Source organism: Actinomadura rayongensis, from assembly GCF_009831215.1.
GTDB classification, from domain to species: domain Bacteria; phylum Actinomycetota; class Actinomycetes; order Streptosporangiales; family Streptosporangiaceae; genus Spirillospora; species Spirillospora rayongensis.
Window position 1 is genome coordinate 42,103 of the sequence record NZ_WUTW01000010.1, and the last position, 19,521, is coordinate 61,623.

Annotated in this window: 15 protein-coding genes; 11 read left to right on the forward strand and 4 right to left on the reverse strand. The window is 72.9% G+C overall.

The features are described 5' to 3' along the window. Positions 1–933, reverse strand: coding sequence for a transporter substrate-binding domain-containing protein (locus GQ466_RS28765; RefSeq protein ID WP_161106212.1), 933 nt, complete (start codon positions 931–933; stop codon positions 1–3). Between the two features lie 321 nt (positions 934–1,254). Beyond that, a complete protein-coding gene (locus GQ466_RS28770; protein ID WP_161106213.1) occupies positions 1,255–1,701 on the reverse strand; it encodes a MarR family winged helix-turn-helix transcriptional regulator in 447 nt (148 codons plus the stop codon). Positions 1,702–2,033: 332 nt separating this feature from the next. Between GQ466_RS28770 and GQ466_RS28775 the strand changes: the two genes are divergently transcribed. The 5 genes from GQ466_RS28775 (at position 2,034) to GQ466_RS28795 (ending at position 9,761) form a co-directional block, all read left to right on the forward strand. After that, on the forward strand, positions 2,034–3,143 hold the full coding sequence (locus GQ466_RS28775; RefSeq protein WP_161106214.1) for a hypothetical protein: 1,110 nt from the start codon (positions 2,034–2,036) through the stop codon (positions 3,141–3,143). Then, on the forward strand, positions 3,140–4,651 hold the full coding sequence (locus GQ466_RS28780; RefSeq protein WP_161106215.1) for a sulfatase-like hydrolase/transferase: 1,512 nt from the start codon (positions 3,140–3,142) through the stop codon (positions 4,649–4,651). The genes GQ466_RS28775 and GQ466_RS28780 overlap by 4 nt, the downstream gene beginning before the upstream one ends. Positions 4,652–4,721: 70 nt before the next feature. After that, the gene (locus GQ466_RS28785; RefSeq protein ID WP_161106216.1) at positions 4,722–5,180 is read left to right on the forward strand and encodes a hypothetical protein; all 459 of its coding nucleotides are present in this window, start codon (positions 4,722–4,724) and stop codon (positions 5,178–5,180) included. A gap of 347 nt (positions 5,181–5,527) precedes the next feature. Further along, positions 5,528–8,293 carry an NACHT domain-containing protein gene (locus GQ466_RS28790; RefSeq protein ID WP_161106217.1) on the forward strand — a complete coding sequence of 922 codons (2,766 nt, stop codon included), beginning with the start codon at positions 5,528–5,530 and terminating at the stop codon, positions 8,291–8,293. A 79-nt stretch (positions 8,294–8,372) separates the two neighbouring features. Beyond that, positions 8,373–9,761, forward strand: coding sequence for a hypothetical protein (locus GQ466_RS28795; protein WP_161106218.1), 1,389 nt, complete (start codon positions 8,373–8,375; stop codon positions 9,759–9,761). Between the two features lie 14 nt (positions 9,762–9,775). Here the strand turns inward: GQ466_RS28795 and GQ466_RS28800 are convergent, their stop codons facing one another. Next, on the reverse strand, positions 9,776–10,369 hold the full coding sequence (locus GQ466_RS28800; RefSeq protein ID WP_161106219.1) for a helix-turn-helix domain-containing protein: 594 nt from the start codon (positions 10,367–10,369) through the stop codon (positions 9,776–9,778). Positions 10,370–10,445: 76 nt separating this feature from the next. Between GQ466_RS28800 and GQ466_RS28805 the strand changes: the two genes are divergently transcribed. The 3 genes from GQ466_RS28805 (at position 10,446) to GQ466_RS28815 (ending at position 13,181) form a co-directional block, all read left to right on the forward strand. Then, positions 10,446–11,381 (forward strand): NAD(P)/FAD-dependent oxidoreductase, encoded by a 936-nt coding sequence (locus GQ466_RS28805; RefSeq protein ID WP_237418478.1) that lies wholly within the window; start codon positions 10,446–10,448, stop codon positions 11,379–11,381. Between the two features lie 63 nt (positions 11,382–11,444). Further along, entirely contained in the window at positions 11,445–12,284 is an 840-nt protein-coding gene (locus GQ466_RS28810) for an LURP-one-related/scramblase family protein (protein ID WP_161106220.1), read from the forward strand. Between the two features lie 90 nt (positions 12,285–12,374). Continuing rightward, positions 12,375–13,181, forward strand: a complete 807-nt coding sequence (locus tag GQ466_RS28815) for an SAM-dependent methyltransferase (RefSeq protein WP_161106221.1) — start codon at positions 12,375–12,377, stop codon at positions 13,179–13,181. Here GQ466_RS28815 and pgfA read toward each other — a convergent pair whose 3' ends face one another. Beyond that, the gene (pgfA, locus tag GQ466_RS28820) at positions 13,182–14,294 is read right to left on the reverse strand and encodes a cell envelope lipid trafficking protein PgfA (protein ID WP_161106222.1); all 1,113 of its coding nucleotides are present in this window, start codon (positions 14,292–14,294) and stop codon (positions 13,182–13,184) included. A 92-nt stretch (positions 14,295–14,386) separates the two neighbouring features. On the opposite strand from pgfA, the gene GQ466_RS28825 reads away from it, so the two are divergent. The 3 genes from GQ466_RS28825 to GQ466_RS28835 all read left to right on the forward strand — a co-directional run bounded on the left by GQ466_RS28825 (position 14,387) and on the right by GQ466_RS28835 (position 18,190). Then, a complete protein-coding gene (locus GQ466_RS28825; RefSeq protein WP_161106223.1) occupies positions 14,387–15,766 on the forward strand; it encodes an MFS transporter in 1,380 nt (459 codons plus the stop codon). Positions 15,767–15,989: 223 nt separating this feature from the next. Then, positions 15,990–16,799: a glycosyltransferase family 2 protein gene (locus GQ466_RS28830; protein ID WP_337193665.1), complete on the forward strand. Its 810-nt coding sequence runs from the start codon at positions 15,990–15,992 to the stop codon at positions 16,797–16,799. After that, on the forward strand, positions 16,796–18,190 hold the full coding sequence (locus tag GQ466_RS28835) for an acyltransferase family protein (protein ID WP_337193666.1): 1,395 nt from the start codon (positions 16,796–16,798) through the stop codon (positions 18,188–18,190). Before GQ466_RS28830 ends, GQ466_RS28835 begins: the two co-directional genes overlap by 4 nt. Positions 18,191–19,521: the final 1,331 nt, after the last annotated feature.

A 19,521-nucleotide genomic window follows, 5' to 3' on the forward strand; every position in this document is an offset into this window, starting at 1 on the left:
TCAGTCCAGGCCGGGCGGGTTGAGCTGGGAGGTGCTCACCGCGCCCGTCTGCAGGCCCCACGCCTGGAGGATCCGCGCGTAGGTGCCGTCGTCGATGAGCTTCTGCACGGCCTTCTGCAGGACGGGCCCGAGCGCGTCGCCCTTCTTCAGCACGAACCCGACGTGCTCGGAGTTGAGCGTCCCCTTGAACGCGAGCTTGGCGGGCTGCTGCTTGGCGTCGTACTGCGCGCGGATCGCGCTGCGCAGGTAGAGGTCGATGCGCTTCTGGTCGAGCGCGAGCGTGAAGGACGCCTGGTCGGGATAGGTCGAGATCTTCCACGGCTGTCTGCCGAGCTTCGCGCAGTCGCCCTCGTGGCTTTGGAGGACGCCGATGAAGCTCGTCCCGGTGAACGTCCCGACCTTCCGGCCGCACAGGTCGGTGAGCTGGGTGACGGCCGGCTGGTTCGTCGCCGGATTGGCGAGGAAGCCGAAGCCGTCGTTGTAGTAGGTGACGAAGTCGTAGGTCTTCAGCCGGTCCTTGGTGACGCCGAAATTGCCCTGCGCGACGCGGAACTTGCCGGTCTGGACGCCGACCAGGAGCGAGTCCCACTTGGTCGTGGTGGGCGCGGCGCGGACGCCGAGCACTTTCGCCACCGCGTCGCGGAGGTCGATCTCGATGCCGATCTGGGTCTTGTTGTCGGGGGCGAGGAAGGTGAACGGCGCGCCGACCGTGGAAATGCCGGTCGTGATCGTTCCAGCGGAACGGACGTCGGCGGGGAGCTGCGCGTTGAGCGCGTCGTCCTTGGCGACCTTCGCGACCACGGCGGCGGCCGTGGTGCTTCCCGCGACGGCCTCCTTGTCGGTGGCGGAGGACGGGTCGTCGGTGCCGCACGCGGCAAGGGCCGGGGGCAGCAGGAGCGCCGCCGCGGCGAGGGCGCCGAAACGAAGTCGCATGGTTTTCCCATCACGGTCGGAAGATCATCCGCCAGGAGAGTACGTGCGTTCCCGAGCTTGGTCAAGTTTTCCTATCTACAAACCATGAAATGGGCTTCCACCTGCGCCGACGTCCTCCCGGACGGCTGCATGACCACTAGGTCATTCCTGGGCCGTAACAGAATTGCGGGTGAATGCCAAGCCCTTCCGGTGGCACATTCCCGCTACCGCGAACGTCGTTTTAGAACGGTCCAAAAGGGCGGCGCCGTCGCCCGCCGGCGGCCGGACGTGCCCTTTCGGCGGGCGCGGGCGGTGGGCCGCCCGCGCATCGCCGGGGCGGGGTCACGGCGCGGGGCGCGTCGCGTCGATCACGTCGGGGAGGGCGGCGTTCAGCGCGTCGGCCCAGTCCCGCAGCGACGGCGCGAGGGCGGGCGGGGTCGCGGCGGCGAGCGCGGCGGCGGCCGGTCCCGCGTGCGCGGCCAGCCGGTCCAGCGCGCCGGGGACGGGCTCGACCAGCACGCGCCGCCGGTCGCCGGGGTCGCGGGTGCGGCGGGCCAGCCCGGCGGCCTCCAGCCGGTCGATCACGGCGGTGATCGCGCCGCCCGTCGAGACGCCGACCGCCCGCGCGAGCTGCCCCGGCGTGCGCGGCCCGTCCAGGCCGAGCAGGACGGCGCACTGCGCGTCCACCACGCCGAGCCCCGCGCGCGCCGCGACGGACTGGAACAGCCGGACGGTCAGTGTCGCCGTGCGCAGCAGCGTCCGGGCCAGGTCGTCGTCCGCCGCTTCCAACGCCCCTCCTCCGCTCGCTGGCCCGCAGCGTATCCCGGCGCGGGGCGGTGGACGCGGCTGCTCCGGACGACCGATACGATGGATTTGGTTAGGACCGCTAAACAACGGCGCCGGCCCCTGCGGCCCCGGATCCCACAAGGACCCGGGGCCTTGCTGTTTTCCGGGCGTCCGGCCCGGCACGAAAACCGTCCGGACTGCGGTGGTGTGACCGGAGAGCGAACGCCGGGCCAACCCTGACCGAACAAGCGGGGGAATCGGTCCGCCGCCGTCCCGCCGCTCACTAGCCTGCGAGAACACGGGCCGGACGGCGGCCCCGGCGCAGGGAACGGTGCGTGTCCGCGAAGGTCATCCTGCACATCGGCCAGCAGAAGTCGGGGACGACGCATCTCCAGCGGATCCTCGGGCACTGCTCGGACGGGCTCGCCGACGCCGGGATCCTGTTCCCCGCGTCGCTGCGCGAGGCCCTGCCGGACACGATCGAGAACCACGAGCGCGCCACCTACGGACTGCTCGGCACCGAGTACCCGTGGGTGACGGCCGAGCGCGCCGCCGAGGAACGGCCCCGCTGGGACGCGCTGGCCGAGAAGGTCCGCGCCTGGCCCGGCACGGCGCTGATCTCCGCCGAGGCGCTGTCGGTGATCCGTACGGACGCGATCCGGACGCTCGTCACCGAGTTCGACGCCGACACGGTCGAGGTCGTCGTGACCACGCGTCCGCTCGGCCGGTCGCTGCCGTCGCTGTGGCAGCAGCACGTCCGCAACGGGCGCGTCAGCGCGCTCGGCGCGTTCTTCGCCTGGCTGGCGCGGCAGCGCGAGGCCGGGGCGAAGGCCGTCGAGGAGGAGCAGGACCTGCACCTGTGGCGGTCGTTCGCCCTCGGCCGGCTCGTGCGGCGCTGGGCGTCGGTCGTCGGTCCGGAGCGGGTGACGGTCGTCGTCAACCCCGGCCGTCCGCACGACCTGCTGTGGGAGCGGTTCCGCGTCGCGATCGGCGCGGACGGCGTCACCGTCGCCGACGAGGTCCACGCCGCCCGGACGCACGAGAGCCTCACGCTGCCGCAGGCGCAGGTCATGGTCCGGCTGAACGAGGCGTTCGAGACGGCGGGCTGGGACACCTACGCGGCGCGGGCCGTCCGGGAGGCGATCGTGCTGCGCGGGACGGTGCCGGGGCCGCGGCCGGGCGTCCCGGAGTCGGCGTGGCGGCTGGTCGAGTCGTGGACGGAGGAGGACCTCGCCGACCTGCGCGCGACCGGCGCGCGGATCATCGGCGACGTCGCCGAGCTGCGGTTCAGCCCCGAACGCGACCTGCACGGCCCGATCACGCACGAGCAGATCGCCGAGGCCGCCGCCGCCGCGCTGCTCGCCGTCGCCGACCGCGACCGGTTCGCGCCGCCGGTGCCCGAGGTGCCCGCGCAGCGCCGCCGCGTCCTGCGGGTGCGCCGGTGAGGCGTCTCGGCGCCGTCCTGCTCGGCCTCGTCCTGCTCGCGTCGGGCTGCGCGGCCGGACCGGGCACCGCCGAGCCCGCCAAGCCGCGCAAAAAGCCGAACTTCATCTTCGTCCTGGCCGACGACCTGGACGACACGCTCATGCCGTACATGCCGAAGACGGCACGGGACATCACCGCGCAGGGCGTGACGCTGAACCGCTACTACGTCAACCTGTCGTGGTGCTGCCCGTCGCGGGCGTCCACGCTGCGCGGCCAGTACGCGCACAACACCGGCGTGTGGAGCAACAACCCGCCGAACGGCGGCTTCGTGGAGTTCTACAAGCGCGGCGAGGAGAAGGACACGCTCGCCACGTGGCTGGCGAAGGCGGGCTACCGCAGCGGGCTGTTCGGCAAGTACCTGAACGGCTATCCCGAGCAGGTGCCGTCGCTGCCGCTCACGCGCGTCCCGCCGGGCTGGGACACGTGGGTGGCGCCGGTGGCCGGGCACCCGTTCCAGGGGTTCGACTACACGCTCAACGTGAACGGGTCGCTCGTGCACCGGCGGCCGTCCCCGAAGACGTACCTGACGGACGTGCTGTCGCAGTACGCGCGGCAGTTCGTCACCGCGGCGGACAAGCGGCCGTTCTTCGCCTACATCGCGCCCGTCACGCCGCATCCCCCGGCCGTCCCTGCGCCGCGCCACGCGAAGCTGTACCCGGGGCTGAAGGCGCCGCGCACGCCCGCCTACGACGCGCCGCCTGCGGGCAAGCCGACCGAGGTGCGGCGGCTGCCGCCGCTCACGTCCGGCGAGGAGCGCCGGTGGGACACGCTGTTCCGGCACCGCGCCCAGTCGATGCGGGCCATCGACGACATGGTGGACGCTCTGGTCACCGCGCTGCGCTCCGCCGGGCGGCTGGACGACACCTACATCGTCGTCACGTCCGACAACGGCTTCCACATCGGCGACTACCGGATGCCGCCCGGCAAGAACACCGGGTACGAAGGTGACATCCGGGTGCCGTTCGTGGTGCGCGGGCCGGGCGTGCCTGCGGGCCGCACGGTGTCGGCGCTGGCCGGGAACACCGACATCGCGCCGACGCTGCTCGACCTCGCCGGGGCGCGGCGTCCGCCGATCGTGGACGGGCGCTCGCTGCGTCCTCTGCTGTCCGGACGGCGCCCGTCCGGCTGGCGGTCGGCGTTCCTGCTGGAGCACGGGACGGCGCGCGGGACCCATCCGTCCGCCCGCTACGACTTGCCGGGAAAGCCGCCGGATTCGTACACGTCCAAGACGCGCACGCAGTTCTATCTGCCGGTCTTCACGGGCCTGCGCACCGATCGCTACCTCTATCTGGACTACGCGACGGGCGAGCGGGAGCTGTACGACATGGAGCGCGACCCGTACCAGCTCCACAACCTCGCCGCCGCCGACCCGGCCGAGGTGGAACGGCTCACGACGTGGATCGGGCGGCTGAGCGACTGCGCCGCCGCGTCCTGCCGGACCGCCGAGGCCCGTCCGCCCGAGCGCTGAGCTGGGCTTTGTTTGACCGGCGGGTGTCGCGGCATACCGGGGGCGTTCGCGACCCTAGGAGGGACCAGCCATGACCGTCCATCTGTGGCCTCGCCGCGGCGAGGCCGAGCCCGCGCACCCCGGCGACACCGTCGTGGCACCGCCCGCGCAGCGCCGTCCGTGGCGGCGCGGGGCGCACGCCCGCACCGTCCCCGTGCCCGGCGGGGACACGCCCCCGCCGCCCGTCGTGGAGCGTCCGCGCCGTCGCTGGCGGCGGCACGGCTCCAACCCGGTGAGCATGGCGATCTCCGCCGCCGGCTGGGCCGCCGCGCTCATCCTGCTGCTCGGGATGCTGCTCGTGTGGTCGGACGCCAACCCCGGCAACGTCCTCGTGGACCGGACGCTGGACGTGGGCCGCTGGCTCGCCACGCCCTTCCACGACCTGTTCACCCGGCGCGACCCCGACGAGCAGCTCTACATCAACTGGGGCATCGCCGCCGTCGCGTACTACGCGGTGAGCCGGATCGTCGCCTGGCTGGTGCGCTTCTAGCCGCTTCCGCAACCGGCCATCCCGGCCTGATCCGTCCGCTTCCGGACGGCTCGTCGGGCAGAGTCGGAGCCATGGTGAACTGGCGGGCCGTCGTGCTGCTGCTCGGCGCAGCGGGGACGGCGCTCGCGGTCGCCGTGGCGAGCAACCAGGTGCTCAACGACCGGAAGCTCGACTGGAACTGGGCGTACCTGGCGTTCCTGTTCACGACGATGCTGTCGGTGTTCTCGCTCCACGCGGCGACGCCCGGCGGCGGGACGGACCGGGCGCCGTCCGTCCGCTGGGGCCGCCGCTGGACGTACCGGCGGCAGGTGCGGCACTCGGTCGCCGACATGGAGACGATCGGGATCATGACGCAGGGCGAGTACGTCCTGCGGATGAAGCAGGTCTACGTGGACGTGGCGCTGCGGCCCCGGCCCGTCCAGGAGACCGAACGCGACCCCGGCGTCGGCGCGGCACCCCCCGGCCCGGGCCGACGCGGCCCTCTGTCGTCGTTCCTGGACGACAACCGTGTCTTCGCAGTGATCGGCAGCCCCGGGTCGGGCAAGACGACCCTCGTCCGTCACGTCGCGTTGGCTCTATGCCGACCGTGGTCGTGGCATCGCCGCCGCCTGCCCGTGCTGCTCTACCTGCGCGACCACGCGGACGCGATCCTTTCCGGCACCGACCTGGCCGACCTGGCCGTGTCCGTCCCGTGGCTGCGCGGCCGAATCCCGGCGTCATGGCTGGCGCGGCGCCTCGACGCGGGCCGCTGCCTCGTCCTGCTGGACGGCCTGGACGAGGTCGCCGACGACGCCGACCGCCGCCGCGTCGTCACCTGGGTGCGCGCACAGATCGCCCGGCATCCGCGCAGCACGTTCGTGGTGACATCGCGTCCGCACGGATACACGTCCAACCGCATTCCCACCGCGGACGTCCTCCAGGTGCAGCGGTTCAGCCCCGCGCAGATCAGCGAGTTCCTGCACGGCTGGTATCGCGCGATCGAACACCGCGCCCGCCAGGGCTCCGCGCGCCACATTGCCGAGGTGGCCGACGAGCGGGCCGCCGACCTCCTCGGCCGCATCCGTGAGCAGGTGGCGCTCTACGACCTCGCGGCGAACCCGCTGCTCCTGACGATGATCGCGAACGTCCACCGGTACCGGGGGCAGTTGCCGGGCAGCCGCGCGGCGCTGTACGCGGAGATGTGCGACGTCCTGCTGAACCGGCGCCAGGAGGACAAGAACCTGAACGACCGCCTCGGACTCACCGGCCCGCAGAAGACCGTGATCGTGCAGCGGCTGGCGACGCACATGATGACGCAGCGGACCCGCGACGTCTCCAGCGCCGAGGCGTGCGACGCCATCGAGACCCCGCTGGCCGAGGTCAGCGGCGACATCCCGCCCATGACCTTCCTGCGCGAGGTCGCCCGGACCGGGCTGGTCGTGGAACGCGAACACGACCGCTACGGGTTCGTCCATCTGACCTTGCAGGAGTTCCTCGCCGCGGCCCACATCCGTCAAAACCCGGATCTGCTTCACCTGCTCACCCAGAACGTGAGCAAGGCGTGGTGGCGGGAAACGGCATTGCTCTGGGCGGCCGACGCTGACGCCAGCCCGCTCGTCGCGGCATGCCTCGACGCCAACACGGTGACGGCCCTGGTGCTCGCACTCGACTGCGCCGGCGAGGCCCGCCAGTTGCGGCCCGACCTCCGGCAGCGGGTCGATCGGATGTTGTCCTCGCCGTCGCCCGACGACGTTCTCCCTACGTCGATCGTCGAAGGGATCCGGCTCTCGCTCGAACTCCGCAGAGTGGTCTGGCTTGATGAGCACGCGGGAACCACCGTGTCCGCCCGCCCGATTTCCGGGCGGGTCTGGATGGTGCCGCCCCGCCCCGACCTACCGGGCATCCACGTGTTCGCGATGGGCGTCAGGGCGGAGGAAGTACGGGAGTTCGTCACGTGGGTGAACACGACGCTGGACGACGGCTTCGTCTACCGGCTTCCCACACCGGACGAAATCCGCCGCATCGACCTTTCCCCGAACCTTGACGTCTGCACGGTCTGGACCGCCGACGAGACACGACTCCTTCTGCATTGCCCCGGCGATACGCCGTGGCCCTACCTTCCCACCCCAGTCCAGGTGGCGCAATTCACAAGACGGTGCCTCGCCCATTTTGAGCCACTTTTACAGCTCCTCCTCGGCGCGCGGGACGACGATGAACTGACCGACCTTCTGACCTATGCCTACGTCACCGGGGCGGACCAGGGGAGCCCGCTCACGAGCCGTGCGGCGCGCGCCCTTCTTCTCATCGACAACGCCGGCGCCGCAGAACTCCGCGATACACGGGACTCGTGGTTCGACGCCGCGACATCGCTCCTTTCGTCCTGCGGCGTCTCGCCGGTGTACCCCGCCGATCCGGAGAACGTGGTCCACACGCTGTCGAGCCTGGTGCCGAGTGGATCCACAGGTCCGGACGGCGGCCTGCAATCGTTGCTCGCCAACGCGCGCTCCGCCGATCCGGAACTGACCGCAGCACTCTCCGACCCCATTCCGTTACCAGGCATCGGGATGAGGCCGGCCGGCCGAGAGCATCACACCTCGCCGCTGCCGTACGAGCACCACCGCCGGATGACGCTTTTCTGCAGAGCAGAGAAATTCGGCACTATAATCGGGCGGGATTATATGGCCTCCATTCCCGCCTTGACGATCACGAGCCGAATATTCATCGCCTCATGGCTTCAAGCGCATCCCGACCGGAACGTGCCGTGGTCCACGCCGGACCCCGTTCATTCCTTCGACCACGAATTCCAAGAATTCCTCGGCTTGGCACTGCCGCCGGCCGAGGACCCCGCGCAGATCCTCACCGATCTCGACGTGCGCGTACGGGCCTCCGAGCCGGGAGCCACGCTGATCGGCCACGCCCTGCGGCTGGCGAGAGAGCTGCTGTCGGCCGAACACGTGGACCCGGAGCGGATGGTGGAGGCGGCGGCGTGCGTGTTCGCCTTCGCGCTGTCGGAACCGGGCGGACCCGCGCAGAACCTCGCGCGCCAGGTGTTGTACTCGCTGGTCTCGTTCACGGGGCCGCCGAACGAGCAGCCGGAGCGGAATCAGGTCGTGCTTTTGGTTCGGGAAGGCTGAAGGGGACGTTCCAGGCGATCACTGGTCGGATGGGCGGGATTCACTCGGGGGCCACGTTCGGCTTCTAGCGTCGCCGATCATGAAGCTGAGGAAGAGCATGTCCGTGGTGGCCGTGGCCGCTGCGTTCGGCGCCGTGGGCGTCGCCCCGGCTAACGCCGCCACGGCCGGGAAGGTCACGGTTCGGCGGGACGGGCCGGTGCGCGTTGTGCCGTTCACCGTTCGGGACGGCGGTGAGGCGCTGGTGAGCCTTACCGCCGCCGCGCCGGGTGTGTCGTGGGGGCGGAAGGGGGCCGAGTCCGCCGTCGTCGCCGTCGATGTGGACGGGAAGCACGTCACCGATCTCGTTGTGCCGTCCGCTGTGCCGACGGCTCGGAGCTTTGCGCTCGGTTCGCTCAAGCGCGGGCATCATGTGCTCGGGCTTCGGTTCTCGGCCAAGGCAAGTGCCCCGGCGGCGCGGTCGGTCGTGTTGAGCCGTCCGGCTGTTGCTACGCCGCGCGCCGACCAGACGGCGCTGCGGTACGCGCCGGTCGTGGTCGGGCGCACGCTGGCCGCGCTCGGTGACCCGTATCAGAACGCGCGTACCGACACCCCGCTCATCGGGTGGCATGAGGAGCTGCCTGCCGCTACGCCTGGGCATCGGGTGTTTGAGTATTCGGTCGTGTGGAGCAATGAGGACGGCGGTACCGACACCCCGGCGCTGATGGCGCGTTGGGGGCGGAGTACCGACATCGAGTGGGTTTATCGGGTCGAGGTGGATGCTCATGGCGAGCGTGTTCCTGGGTCGGATGTGTACCAGGCCGCCAACCACCAGACGCTGCATTTCACCGGCACGTATGAAGGCGATCATCCGCTCATTCAGACCTGCACCTCGAACAACAACATGTGCGACCAGGTCACGAAGCCGGCGCCGCTGCGGTTCTTCCTGGACACGACGCAGACGCGTCCGGCCGACCGCGCCCGTGAGGTCCTCATGGACCGCAACGCGTGGACGTATCCGGTGATGGCGCAGGAGATGCTGCGCGAGAACAAGATCGAGAACCCGTCCGACCCGGCGACGCCGCTGGTCGGCGACCAGCGCACCTACCTCTACATCGAGATCAAGAAGCAGACCGGCGCGGCGACCGGGACCGGTTCGGTGCCCGGGGTGTCGGTGGGCGTGCGGTTGAAGGGCGACCCGAAGACGCTGTACCGCTCCGACCACGCCGTCCCGTCGTGGTCGATCGAGCGCGACGTGCCCGCCGCGACGACGGTCGAGCTGCCCGCCGGAACCAAGCTCACCGACGTCGCGTCCGTCGAGGCGATCCGGCAGCCGATCGGCGCCGGCGACAACGGCGCGCCCGCCACGGTGACGGCGATCAACCGGGCGTTCTTCCTCGGCGCGGACTACCTTCCGCAGGCGTCCACGCTGACGTGGAAGGGCGAGGTGACGCTGACGGCCGACCGGCCCACCGCCGTCCTCACGGGCTGATCCAACGCGGCGGCCTAGGGGACGCGGCGCTTCGGGCGCGCGCGGGTGTGGATGCGCTCCCCCTGCGGCCCGAAGATGCTCAGCAGTTCGACCGGCCTGTCGTCCGCGCTCGTGAACGCGTGCGGGACGCGCGTGTCGAACTCGGCCGCCTCCCCGGCCGCCAGCGTCAGGTCGTGCTCACCGAGCAGCAACCGAAGCCTCCCGGACAGGACGTACAGCCACTCGTAACCCTCGTGGCTGCGCTGGTCGGAGGGGTCGCACCGCCGCCCGCCCGGCATGATGTGCTTGAACGCGCGCAGCCCGCCGCCGAGGCCCCGGGTGAGCGGGACGAACGTCATGCCGTCGCGCTCGAACGGGCGCGCGTGGATGCGCGGATCGCCGGTGGGCGGGGCGCCGACCAGCTCGTCCAACGGCACCTGGTGGACGCGCGCGAGGGGCAGCAGCAGTTCCAGCGTCGGGCGCCGTCCGCCCGACTCCAGCCGGGACAGCGTGCTGACCGAGATGCCCGTGTCCTCCGCCAGCTCGGCCAGGGTCGCGCCCCGCTCCCGGCGCAGGGCGCGCAGGCGCGGCCCCACCGAGGTCAGGACGCCGTCCAGTTCGTCGCTCATGCCTCCCATGTTGCCACTCCGGCAACAAACTTTGTCCAAAGCGCCTCCATCGCCGATGCTGCGTGCCAGGAGGTGCATGGACATGTACGACGCGATCGTGATCGGCGGCGGCGCCGCCGGGCTGGCCGGGGCCGTGACGCTCGCCCGCGCGCGGCGCCGGGTGCTGGTGGTCGACGCGGGCGAACCCCGCAACGCCCCGGCCGAGGGCGTCCACGGCTACCTGGGCCGCGACGGGGTGTCCCCGGCGCGGCTGCTCGCCGACGGGCGCGCCGAGCTGACCTCGTACGGCGGAGAGATCACCGCCGGGGAGGTCGTGGACGCCCGCCGCGAGGCCGACGGCTTCACCGTCGCGACCCGGGACGGTGAAGTCCGCCGGGCCCGGCGCCTGCTCGTCACCACCGGGCTGACCGACGAGCTGCCCCCGATCCCCGGCCTCGCCGAGCGCTGGGGACGGACGGTGCTGCACTGCCCCTACTGCCACGGCTGGGAGGTCCGCGACGAGCCCGTCGGCATCCTCGCGACGGGTCCGCTCGCGTTCGCGCTGCACCAGGCGTCCCTGTGGCGGCAGTGGACGGACACACTCACCCTCTTCCTCCACACCGCCGGGGAACCGGGCGACGACGACCGCGCCCGCCTGGCCGCGCGCGGCGTCGCGATCGTACGGGGCGAGGTGACCGCGCTGGCGGACGACGGCGTCCACGTGGACGGCCGCGTCGTCCCGGTCCGCGCGGTGGTCGCCGGGACGCGCCTCACCGCGCGCGCCGGGTTCCTCGCGTCCCTCGGCCTCAAGCCGGAGGCGCAGGAGATGATGGGCCACGTCGTCGGCGAGCGCGTCCCGTCCGACCCGATGACCGGCGTGACGGCGGTGCCGGGCGTGTGGGCGGCGGGCAACGTCACGAGCCTGATGGACCAGGTCGTCGCGGCGGCGGCCGGTGGGGTGCGGGCGGCCGGCGCGCTGAACTACGACCTCGTCGAGGACGACACGCGCCGCGCACTGGAGCAAGAGGCCTGACGGGCGCGCCCGGACGGGACGGGGCGGCGCTAGAGTTCGGGTGGATCCGGATTGAGGAGCCCCATGAGCTATCCCCCCGTCCCGCCCGGGCATCCCGGATACGGCCCGCCCGGCTACCCGCCCGCTCCCCCGCAGGGCTACCCCCCGCCGCAGCAGCCGTACCCCCAGCAGTACCCGCCGCAGTACGCGCCGCCCCCGCAGCAATACGCTCCCCCACCGCAACAGCAGGGCTACCCGCCACAGCAGCAGGGCTATCCGCAGCAGGGGTACGCGCCCCAGCAGCAGCCCCAGCCGCAGACCGCGGGCGATCTGTACGGGTCGCCGCTGCTCGTCTACGACCAGCCGCAGGGGTTCTTCTCCGTCGAGGCGAACTACACGATCTGGACGCCGCAGGGGCAGCCCGCCGCGTACGTCCGCGAGCAGGGCGTCGGCGGCGCGAAGAAGGTGTTCCGCGCCATCAACCAGGGCACGCAGAACCGCGCCGAGCGGCGGCTGACGATCGTCCGCCCCGACGGCGCCCTGTACTTCCAGTTCTACAAGCCCTACGGGATGATGGGCACGCCGAAGATGCACATCCTCGGCGCCCAGAACCAGGTCCTCGGCTACCTGCGCAAGCGCGCGATGCGCGGCTGGGAGATCCTCGACCCGCACGAACGCCAGCTCGGCTACTACGAGCTGTACAGCGGCCGGATCAAGGACTACCAGGAGCGCGACGCGGCCCTGTTCAAGCGGGCCTCCCGCGACTTCGGCGACCTGCTCGGCCAGATGTTCACCGGGTCGGACCGCTACGTCCTCCAGCAGCACTACCAGCTCCCCGAGCCGTTCAAGACGCTCGTCCTGGCGTGCCCGCTGGCGTTCGACACGGCCCTGTCCCAGAACCGGAGCCTCGGCGGGCTGCTCTGAGGCCCCGTCCGGGACCGGACGAACCGGATGCGCGGCCCGTCCCGCCCCCTTAGGTTGATCACCGGAGGACCCGACGGGAAAGGGGCCGCGATGCCGGACACCGAGGACGCGCGGGCGCCGCGCGAGCTGGACGTCAGCCGGGCCACGGCGGCGCGCATGTACGACTACTACCTGGGCGGCAAGGACAACTTCGCCGCCGACCGGGAGGCCGCCGAGGCGGTGCTGTCGGCCGCGCCCGAGGTGCGGCCGATCGCCGTCGAGAACCGGCGGTTCCTGCAGCGCGCCGTCCGGTACCTGGCGCGCGAGGCCGGGATCCGGCAGTTCCTCGACCTCGGGACCGGGCTGCCGACGCAGGGCAACGTCCACGAGATCGCGCAGGCCGAGGCGCCGGACGCGCGGGTCGTGTACGTCGACAGCGACCCGATCGTGCTCGTCCACGCGCGGGCGCTGCTCGCCGGGACGGGGACGACCGCCGTGCTCACCGCCGACCTGCGCGACCCCGAAACGGTCCTCGGCGACCCGCAGGTCCGGTCGCTGATCGACTTCGACGAGCCGGTCGCGGTGCTGCTCGCGGCGGTGCTGCACTTCGTCCCGGACGTGGACGAGCCGCACCGCCTCGTCCGGCAGTACGTCGGCGCGACGGCGCCCGGCAGCCACCTGCTCGTCTCGCACGTCACCGGCGACACGCGGCCGGCGTCGGCGGGCGGCGCGGAGAAGGCGTACCGGAACACCGCGAACCCGGCGACGCTGCGGTCCCTGCCGGACATCGAGCGGTTCTTCGACGGGCTGGAGTTGGTCGAGCCTGGCGTCGTCCCGGTCCCGGAGTGGCGGCCGGACGCGGGCACGGTGCCCGCCGAGAACATCTGGATGTACGGCGGCGTGGCCCGCAAGCCCTGATCAGGCGTGGAACCGCCCGTCCGGGCTGCGGACGGGCGGCGGGTCGGCCGCGACGTCGCGGAACCGGCCGTCGGACGCCCGGACGGGCACCGCGTCCTCGTCCTCCGGCGGCCCGGACGCGGTGCGCGCGTCGCCGAACTTGCCGTCCGCGCGGCGCGGCGCGGGCGGTTCCTGCGGCCCGCGCGCGCCGCCCGCGAGGCCGACGGCCGTCCCGGCGAGCAGCGCCGTCAGCCCGCCGAACAGCAGCGTGACCGGCCCGAAGCCCTGCACCAGGCCGATCCGGAACGCCTCGGAGCCGGACATGTCCGCCAGCGCCTTCTGCGACGCGGGCGTGGTCAGCAGGTCGGCCTGCGCGACGACCATCGTGCCCCGGCCGTCCGGGGTGGAGACCGTGCTGCGGATGTTCTGCCGCGTCTTGATCGGGATGCCGGTGCGCGGGTCCACCCACTGGGTGATCGCGGCGGTGAAGTAACGGTCGACCTTCTGCGCGGGCTCGGTCTTCGCCATCCCGAGCATGTCCGCCGGGACCTTGAGGTCCAGCGCCTGCGACTTGGTCAGCGGGACCTGCTGGACGAACCGGTACGTCTCGATCCCGGAGATCTTCTCGGTGCCGTCGAACCGGACCGGGACGATCTGCCGCGTCGTCATGTCGAAGAACGGGTAGTCGCGCTTGTGGACGTCCGCGATCGGGAACAGCACCCCGTACCCGGACATCTTCACGCTCGTGTCGCCCGCGACCTGGACGCCGCAGCAGTTGACCAGCGCGCCCGTCTTCCGGTTGAACGCGATGCGGAAGCCCTGGAGGTCGATCTGCTGGTCGCGCTGGGCGTCGCGGATGTCGGTGGAGGAGTCCCAGACGGCGATGCGGTCGTCCCCGCCGTTGGCGCGCACGTCGCCGCGGATGATGTTGGTCGCGACGAGCGTGACGTTCTTGCGCGCCTTGAACGCCGCCATGTCGAAGTACTCGGCGTTGCGGGCCTCCAGCACCGTCTTCTGGTACCGGTTCAGCGGGGCGGCGACCACCTTGTCGGCGACGTAGAACCGGACGAGCGGCGCCAGCGTCATGCAGAACGCCCCGAGCGTCACGAGGATCGTGCCCAGCGTGCGCCGCATCATCTCCCCCAGGTCGCCGTTCCGGCGGGCTCCGCACCGGCGTCGTCGCAGTACCCTACCTGACCGGTTTCTCTACCTTAGGGGTCCTTCTGGTGATCAGCCGTCTCCCCCGGCGGTGGCTCGGGCTGGGGGCCGTGCTGGCGGCGACGTTCATGGATCTGGTGGACGTGTCGGTCGTCAACGTCGCGCTGCCCGCCGTCCAGCGGGACCTCGGGGCGAGCGCGGCGGCCGGGCAGTGGACGGTGTCGGCCTACGCCCTCGCCTACGCGCTGCTGCTGATCACCGGCGGGCGGCTCGGGGACATCGCGGGACGCCGCCGCGTCTTCCTGGTCGGCGTCGCGGGGTTCACGGTCGCGTCGGCGCTGGCGGGCGCCGCTCCCGGCGCGGGCCTGCTCATCGCGGCGCGGGCCGCGCAGGGCGCGTGCGCGGGGCTGATGGTGCCGCAGGCGCTCGCGTCGATCACCGCGCGGTTCCCGCCCGGACGGGACCGGACGCTCGCCTTCACCCTCTACGGCGTCCTGCTCGGCGCCGCGCAGACCGGCGGGCCGCTGCTCGGCGGGCTGCTCGCCGACCACGGCGGCTGGCGGCTGATCTTCCTGATCAACCTGCCGGTGGGCGTGGCCGCCTTCGTCGCCGCCGCGCGCTGGATGGACGACTCCCGGGCCCGTCCGGCGCCCCGGCTGGATCCTATGGGCGTCGCGCTGGCCGGGGCGGCGTCGGTACTGGCGACGTTCCCGCTGATCGAGGGCCGGGCGCGCGGCTGGCCGTGGTGGTCCGTCGCACTACTCCCGGCCGCCGCCGTGCTCGCCGTCGCGTTCGCCCTGCACCAGCGGCGCGCGGCGGACCCGCTGGTGCCGCCCGCGCTGCTGCGGCTCCGCTCGTTCGCGGCCGGACAGGCCCTGACGCTCGCGCTGTTCACCGGCGTCGCGGCCTGCTTCATCACGCTGACCTGGCGGCTGCAGCTCGGCCTCGGCTGGTCCCCGACGCGGGTCGCGCTGACCGGCCTGGCCTGGCCCGCCGGGACGGCCTGCACCGCACAGCTCACCCACCGACTCGGCCCACGCCGCGCCCGACGTTTCGTAGGCGCCGGCACTCTCCTGCTAGCGGCCGGCGCAGCCGGCCTAGCCGTAGCGGCGGCCGGGACGGCGACGATCGCCAGCCTCGTCCCATGGCTGGCCTGCTGCGGCATCGGGACGGGCCTAGCTTTGCCCGTCCTCTCCAACGCAGTGATCGCCGACGTCCCCGCCCACAGCGCGGGCGCCGCCTCCGGCGTCTTCAACTCGGTGACACAGTTCGGCGGCGTACTGGGCGTGGCCGCCGCCGGAATCGCCTACTTCGGCGGCTCCGCACCCCGCGCCCTGACCGTCGCGGCAGCCTGCTTCACACTCGCCGCCGTCCTGTCCCCCGCCCTCCCCCGCACGCTCAACAACCCCACCGCACGCGGCCCCCGCACACCCACCACGTCCCGCTAACCAGCCGCAACCGTCCCCCGCGCACACCAACCACCCACCCGGCGCGCGGCGGCGCGGTGGGGGCGGTCTATGGGGGCGCGCGGGGGCGGGGGTGCTGGACGTGGTGGGTTACGCGTCAGTACGGTGCGCTGCACGTTCAGTGCGGCGTGCTGTGCGGCGGTGCGGGGCGCCGAGCGCGGGGATGGTGCGCTACTGGCCAGTACAGGGACCGGTGGGAGGGGATGTGACGGCTGGCACGCGGGTCACGGTCGTCGTGCCCACGCGGGACTCGGGCCGGACGATCGCGCGGTGCCTGGCCTCGGTGCGGGAGCAGACGGCGCCCGTCGAGCTGATCGTCGTTGATAACGCGTCCGGGGACGGGACGCCGCAGATCGCGGCGGGGTACGCCGATCGGGTGCTGGACGGCGGGCCCGAGCGCAGTGCGCAGCGCAACCGCGGGTGGCGGGCCGGGAGCGGCGAGATCGTCGCGTTCGTCGACTCGGACATGGTTTTGGAGCCTGCCGTGATCGAGCAGGCCGTCGCGCTGTTCGACGCGGATCCCGGGCTCGGCGCGCTGGTGATTCCCGAGCTGTCCTTTGGGCGGGGGGTGTTCGCGGCGTGCCGGGCCGCCGAGAAGCGCAGCTATCTCGGGGACGCTTCGGTGGAGGCCGCGCGGATCTTTCGGCGGAGCGTCCTGCGGGCGACCGGCGGCTATGACGAGGACCTCAGCGCCTTCGAGGACTGGGATCTGGCGGACCGGGCCGCCGCGTCCGGGGCGCGGATCGGACGCGTCGAAGCGAGGGTCTGGCACGACGAGGGACGGATCACGCTGCGCGCCGCCTACCGCAAGCGCCGCTACTACGGGCGCTGGCTGCCGGTGTACCGGGGCCGGGCGACGGCGCGCAGGCTCGGCCGGTCCCGGGCCGCGCTGCGGCTCGCGCTGCGCGCCCCGTGGTGCCTGCCGGGGCTGGCGCTGTTGAAGGCCGCCGAGGCGGCGGGGCTGGTCGCGGGCGCCCGCGACCCCGCGCGGCCCTCGGATACCCTGCGCGGGTGACCGCACCGTCCGTCCCCGGAACGGCCGCCGACCGCCGGCTGCCGAAGATCTCCGGGCACCACGCCGCGCTGGACGGTGTCCGGGCGCTCGCGGCCCTGCTGGTGCTGCTGTTCCACGTCGCGGCGAGCGGCGGCTACCTCTCCGGCGGCGGGGGCGCCTTCACCGCGCTGCTGTCGCGCGGCGAGATCGGCGTGCCGATCTTCTTCGTCCTGTCCGGGCTGCTGCTGTACCGGCCGTGGGCCGCCGCCGCGCTCGGCCTGCGGACGGCGCCGGGGACGGGCGGCTACCTCGCCAAGCGCGCCCTGCGGCTGCTGCCCGCCTACTGGCTGCTGGTCGTCGTCGCGACGCTCCTGTACTTCCGGGACCGGCTCGGGGACGTCGCGTCCTGGCTCAAGCTGCTCACGCTCACCTACTCCTACGACCGGACGCCGTGGTGGGGCGACTACCTCGGCCCCAAGGGCATGGGGCAGATCTGGAGCCTGACGGTCGAGGCCGCGTTCTACGTCGCGCTGCCGCTGCTCGCGTTCGTCCTCGGCCGGTGGGCGCGGCGCGGGACGGACGTGGACCGCCGCGCCCGCCGTCTCCTGTCCGGGACGGGCGCGCTCGCGGCCGTGTCCTTCCTCTATGTCATCGCGATCCACCAGTCGGCCGACCGCGCGTTCTACGGGAACTGGCTGCCGCGCTACCTGGCGTGGTTCGCCGCCGGGATGGCGCTCGCGGTCGTCACCGTGTGGGCGCACGCCGAGCGCGGCCCGGACGGCCCGGTCCGCCGCCTGTGCCGGACGGTCGGCGCGTCCTGGGGCCTGTGCTGGACGGTCGCCGCCCTCTGCTACGGCCTCGCCGCCACCCGGATCACCGGCGTCTCCCGCCTCTACGAGGTCAACGTGTGGACGTCGGAGATCGAGCTTCTCCTCTACGGGGCGGTCGCGCTGTTCCTCGTCGCGCCGGTCGCGCTGGCCCCCGCCGGGCAGCCGATGATCGCTGGCCTGCTCGGCAACCGCGTCATGGCGTTCCTCGGCAGGATCTCCTACGGGCTGTTCCTGTGGCAGTTCGTCGTCATCTACGTCTGGTGGAAGATCGCCGGGCACGCGCCGTTCAGCGGGGTCCTCGTGCTCGACTTCCCGGTGTGCGCGCTGCTGACGGTCGGCGCGGCGGCGGCGAGCCACTACCTGCTGGAGGAGCCCGTCCGGCGGCTCGGATCGCGGTCCGGACCGGCGCCGTCGCCGCTGCCCGGCCGGGTGGCGGGCGGACGGTTCGCCGCGTCCGTGCCGCCGCCCGCGACAGGCGGGATCTTCACCGACCCGCCGCCCGAGCCCGAGCTCGAACCGGGCATCTTCGCCGGCCCCGAGCCGGGCGACGAGGCCGCGCCCGGCGGCATCCACTGGAGCTGACCGCCCTCGGCGAGCCAGGTGTCCGGGTCGTGCGGCGCGGCCAGCAGCACGGCGAGCCGCGCGACGGCGGCGAGCGCGAGCAGCTGCGGCAGGACGTCCCGCAGGAGCGTGTCGGACCCGGTGACCCCCTGCTCGTCCAGCCAGAACCCGGCCGCCGTGCAGACGCCCGCCGCCACCAGCGCCGCCGCGAACGTGTACGGCGACCGGATCCGGCGGGCCAGCGCGGACGTCCGGCGTTCGGACAGGTCGGCGGCCACCCCGGCGGCGAGCGCCACGGCGAGCCCGACCGGCCCGGCGACGTAGAACCCGATCGCGGCGGCCAGCGCGACCGCCCCCGCCCGCGCCGCGCCGCCGGGCGTCCCGGGCGCGACGACGGGCGCCGACCGCGCCGCGCGCAGCCCGCCGCGCGGCCAGAAGCCGACGAGCAGCAGCAGGATCAGCAGGTCCAGCCCGACGAACAGGGACAGCCGGTAGAGGCCGTCCGGCGTGTAGGTGAGCGTGACCGACCCGGACGTGCCCGCAGGGACGGCGAACGCCTGCCGCCACCCGTCCAGCCGCACCGGCTGGAGTTCGCGGCCCCCCACGGTGGCCTTCCAGCCCGTGTTGTAGTTCTCGTTGACCACGAGGTACGACGCGCGGGGCGACTTCACGTCCATGACCCGCTTGCCCTTGCCCCACGACGTGATGTGGACGTCCTGCATCGCCACGGGCTTGGCCGCCGCGAGCGCGCCGCCCGGATCCACGAGCAGCGAGTCCACCCGGTAGGAGCCGCCCGCCGCGAGGTCGTTCGGCCCGGCCTTCAGCGCGGCGGCGCGGCAGCCCTCGAACCGGACGGCGCGGCCCGCGAGCACGTCCCCGACCGTCCCCACGGCCCGCGTCGGGACGGTCTTCCCGTTCACCTGGACCGACGGCCCGGCCCCGCAGCGGGTCGTGAACGACCGGAACCCGAACGTCGTGAGCGGCGCCACCCCCGGGATCTTCAGCTCCGAGACCTGGACCGGCCCCTGCGCCGGGGCGAACCGCACGGTCAGCCGGTCGGTGCGGAGCGGGTCGAACCGCAGCGTGCCGTTCGCGTCCACCAGCCCCTCGCGGGACTGGCCGTTCGCGCCGGTGACCGTCACCCGCAGCGACGGCCGCGCGCCCGGCGGACGGTCGACGGTGATCTCCCCGACCTTGCGCGCGCCCTTCCAGGACACCGTGAGCGACGGGTCGCGGTCGTCGCCGGACGGCAGCCACGTCGTGCGCGGGTCGCCGTCGAACGCGCTGCGCGGCAGGCTCGCCGGAGCCTTCGTCCACACGGAACTGGCCGTGACGCGGGTCGTCGCGCCCGT

Coding starts and splice junctions, on each gene's coding strand:
- GQ466_RS28785 (WP_161106216.1), top strand. CDS start 4,722: ATGACCGTCCATCTGTGGCCTCGCCGCGGCGAGGCCGAGCCCGCGCAC.
- GQ466_RS28805 (WP_237418478.1), top strand. CDS start 10,446: ATGGACATGTACGACGCGATCGTGATCGGCGGCGGCGCCGCCGGGCTG.
- GQ466_RS28810 (WP_161106220.1), top strand. CDS start 11,445: ATGAGCTATCCCCCCGTCCCGCCCGGGCATCCCGGATACGGCCCGCCC.
- GQ466_RS28790 (WP_161106217.1), top strand. CDS start 5,528: ATGACGCAGGGCGAGTACGTCCTGCGGATGAAGCAGGTCTACGTGGAC.
- GQ466_RS28795 (WP_161106218.1), top strand. CDS start 8,373: ATGAAGCTGAGGAAGAGCATGTCCGTGGTGGCCGTGGCCGCTGCGTTC.
- pgfA (WP_161106222.1), bottom strand. CDS start 14,294: ATGCGGCGCACGCTGGGCACGATCCTCGTGACGCTCGGGGCGTTCTGC.
- GQ466_RS28800 (WP_161106219.1), bottom strand. CDS start 10,369: ATGAGCGACGAACTGGACGGCGTCCTGACCTCGGTGGGGCCGCGCCTG.
- GQ466_RS28815 (WP_161106221.1), top strand. CDS start 12,375: ATGCCGGACACCGAGGACGCGCGGGCGCCGCGCGAGCTGGACGTCAGC.
- GQ466_RS28765 (WP_161106212.1), bottom strand. CDS start 933: ATGCGACTTCGTTTCGGCGCCCTCGCCGCGGCGGCGCTCCTGCTGCCC.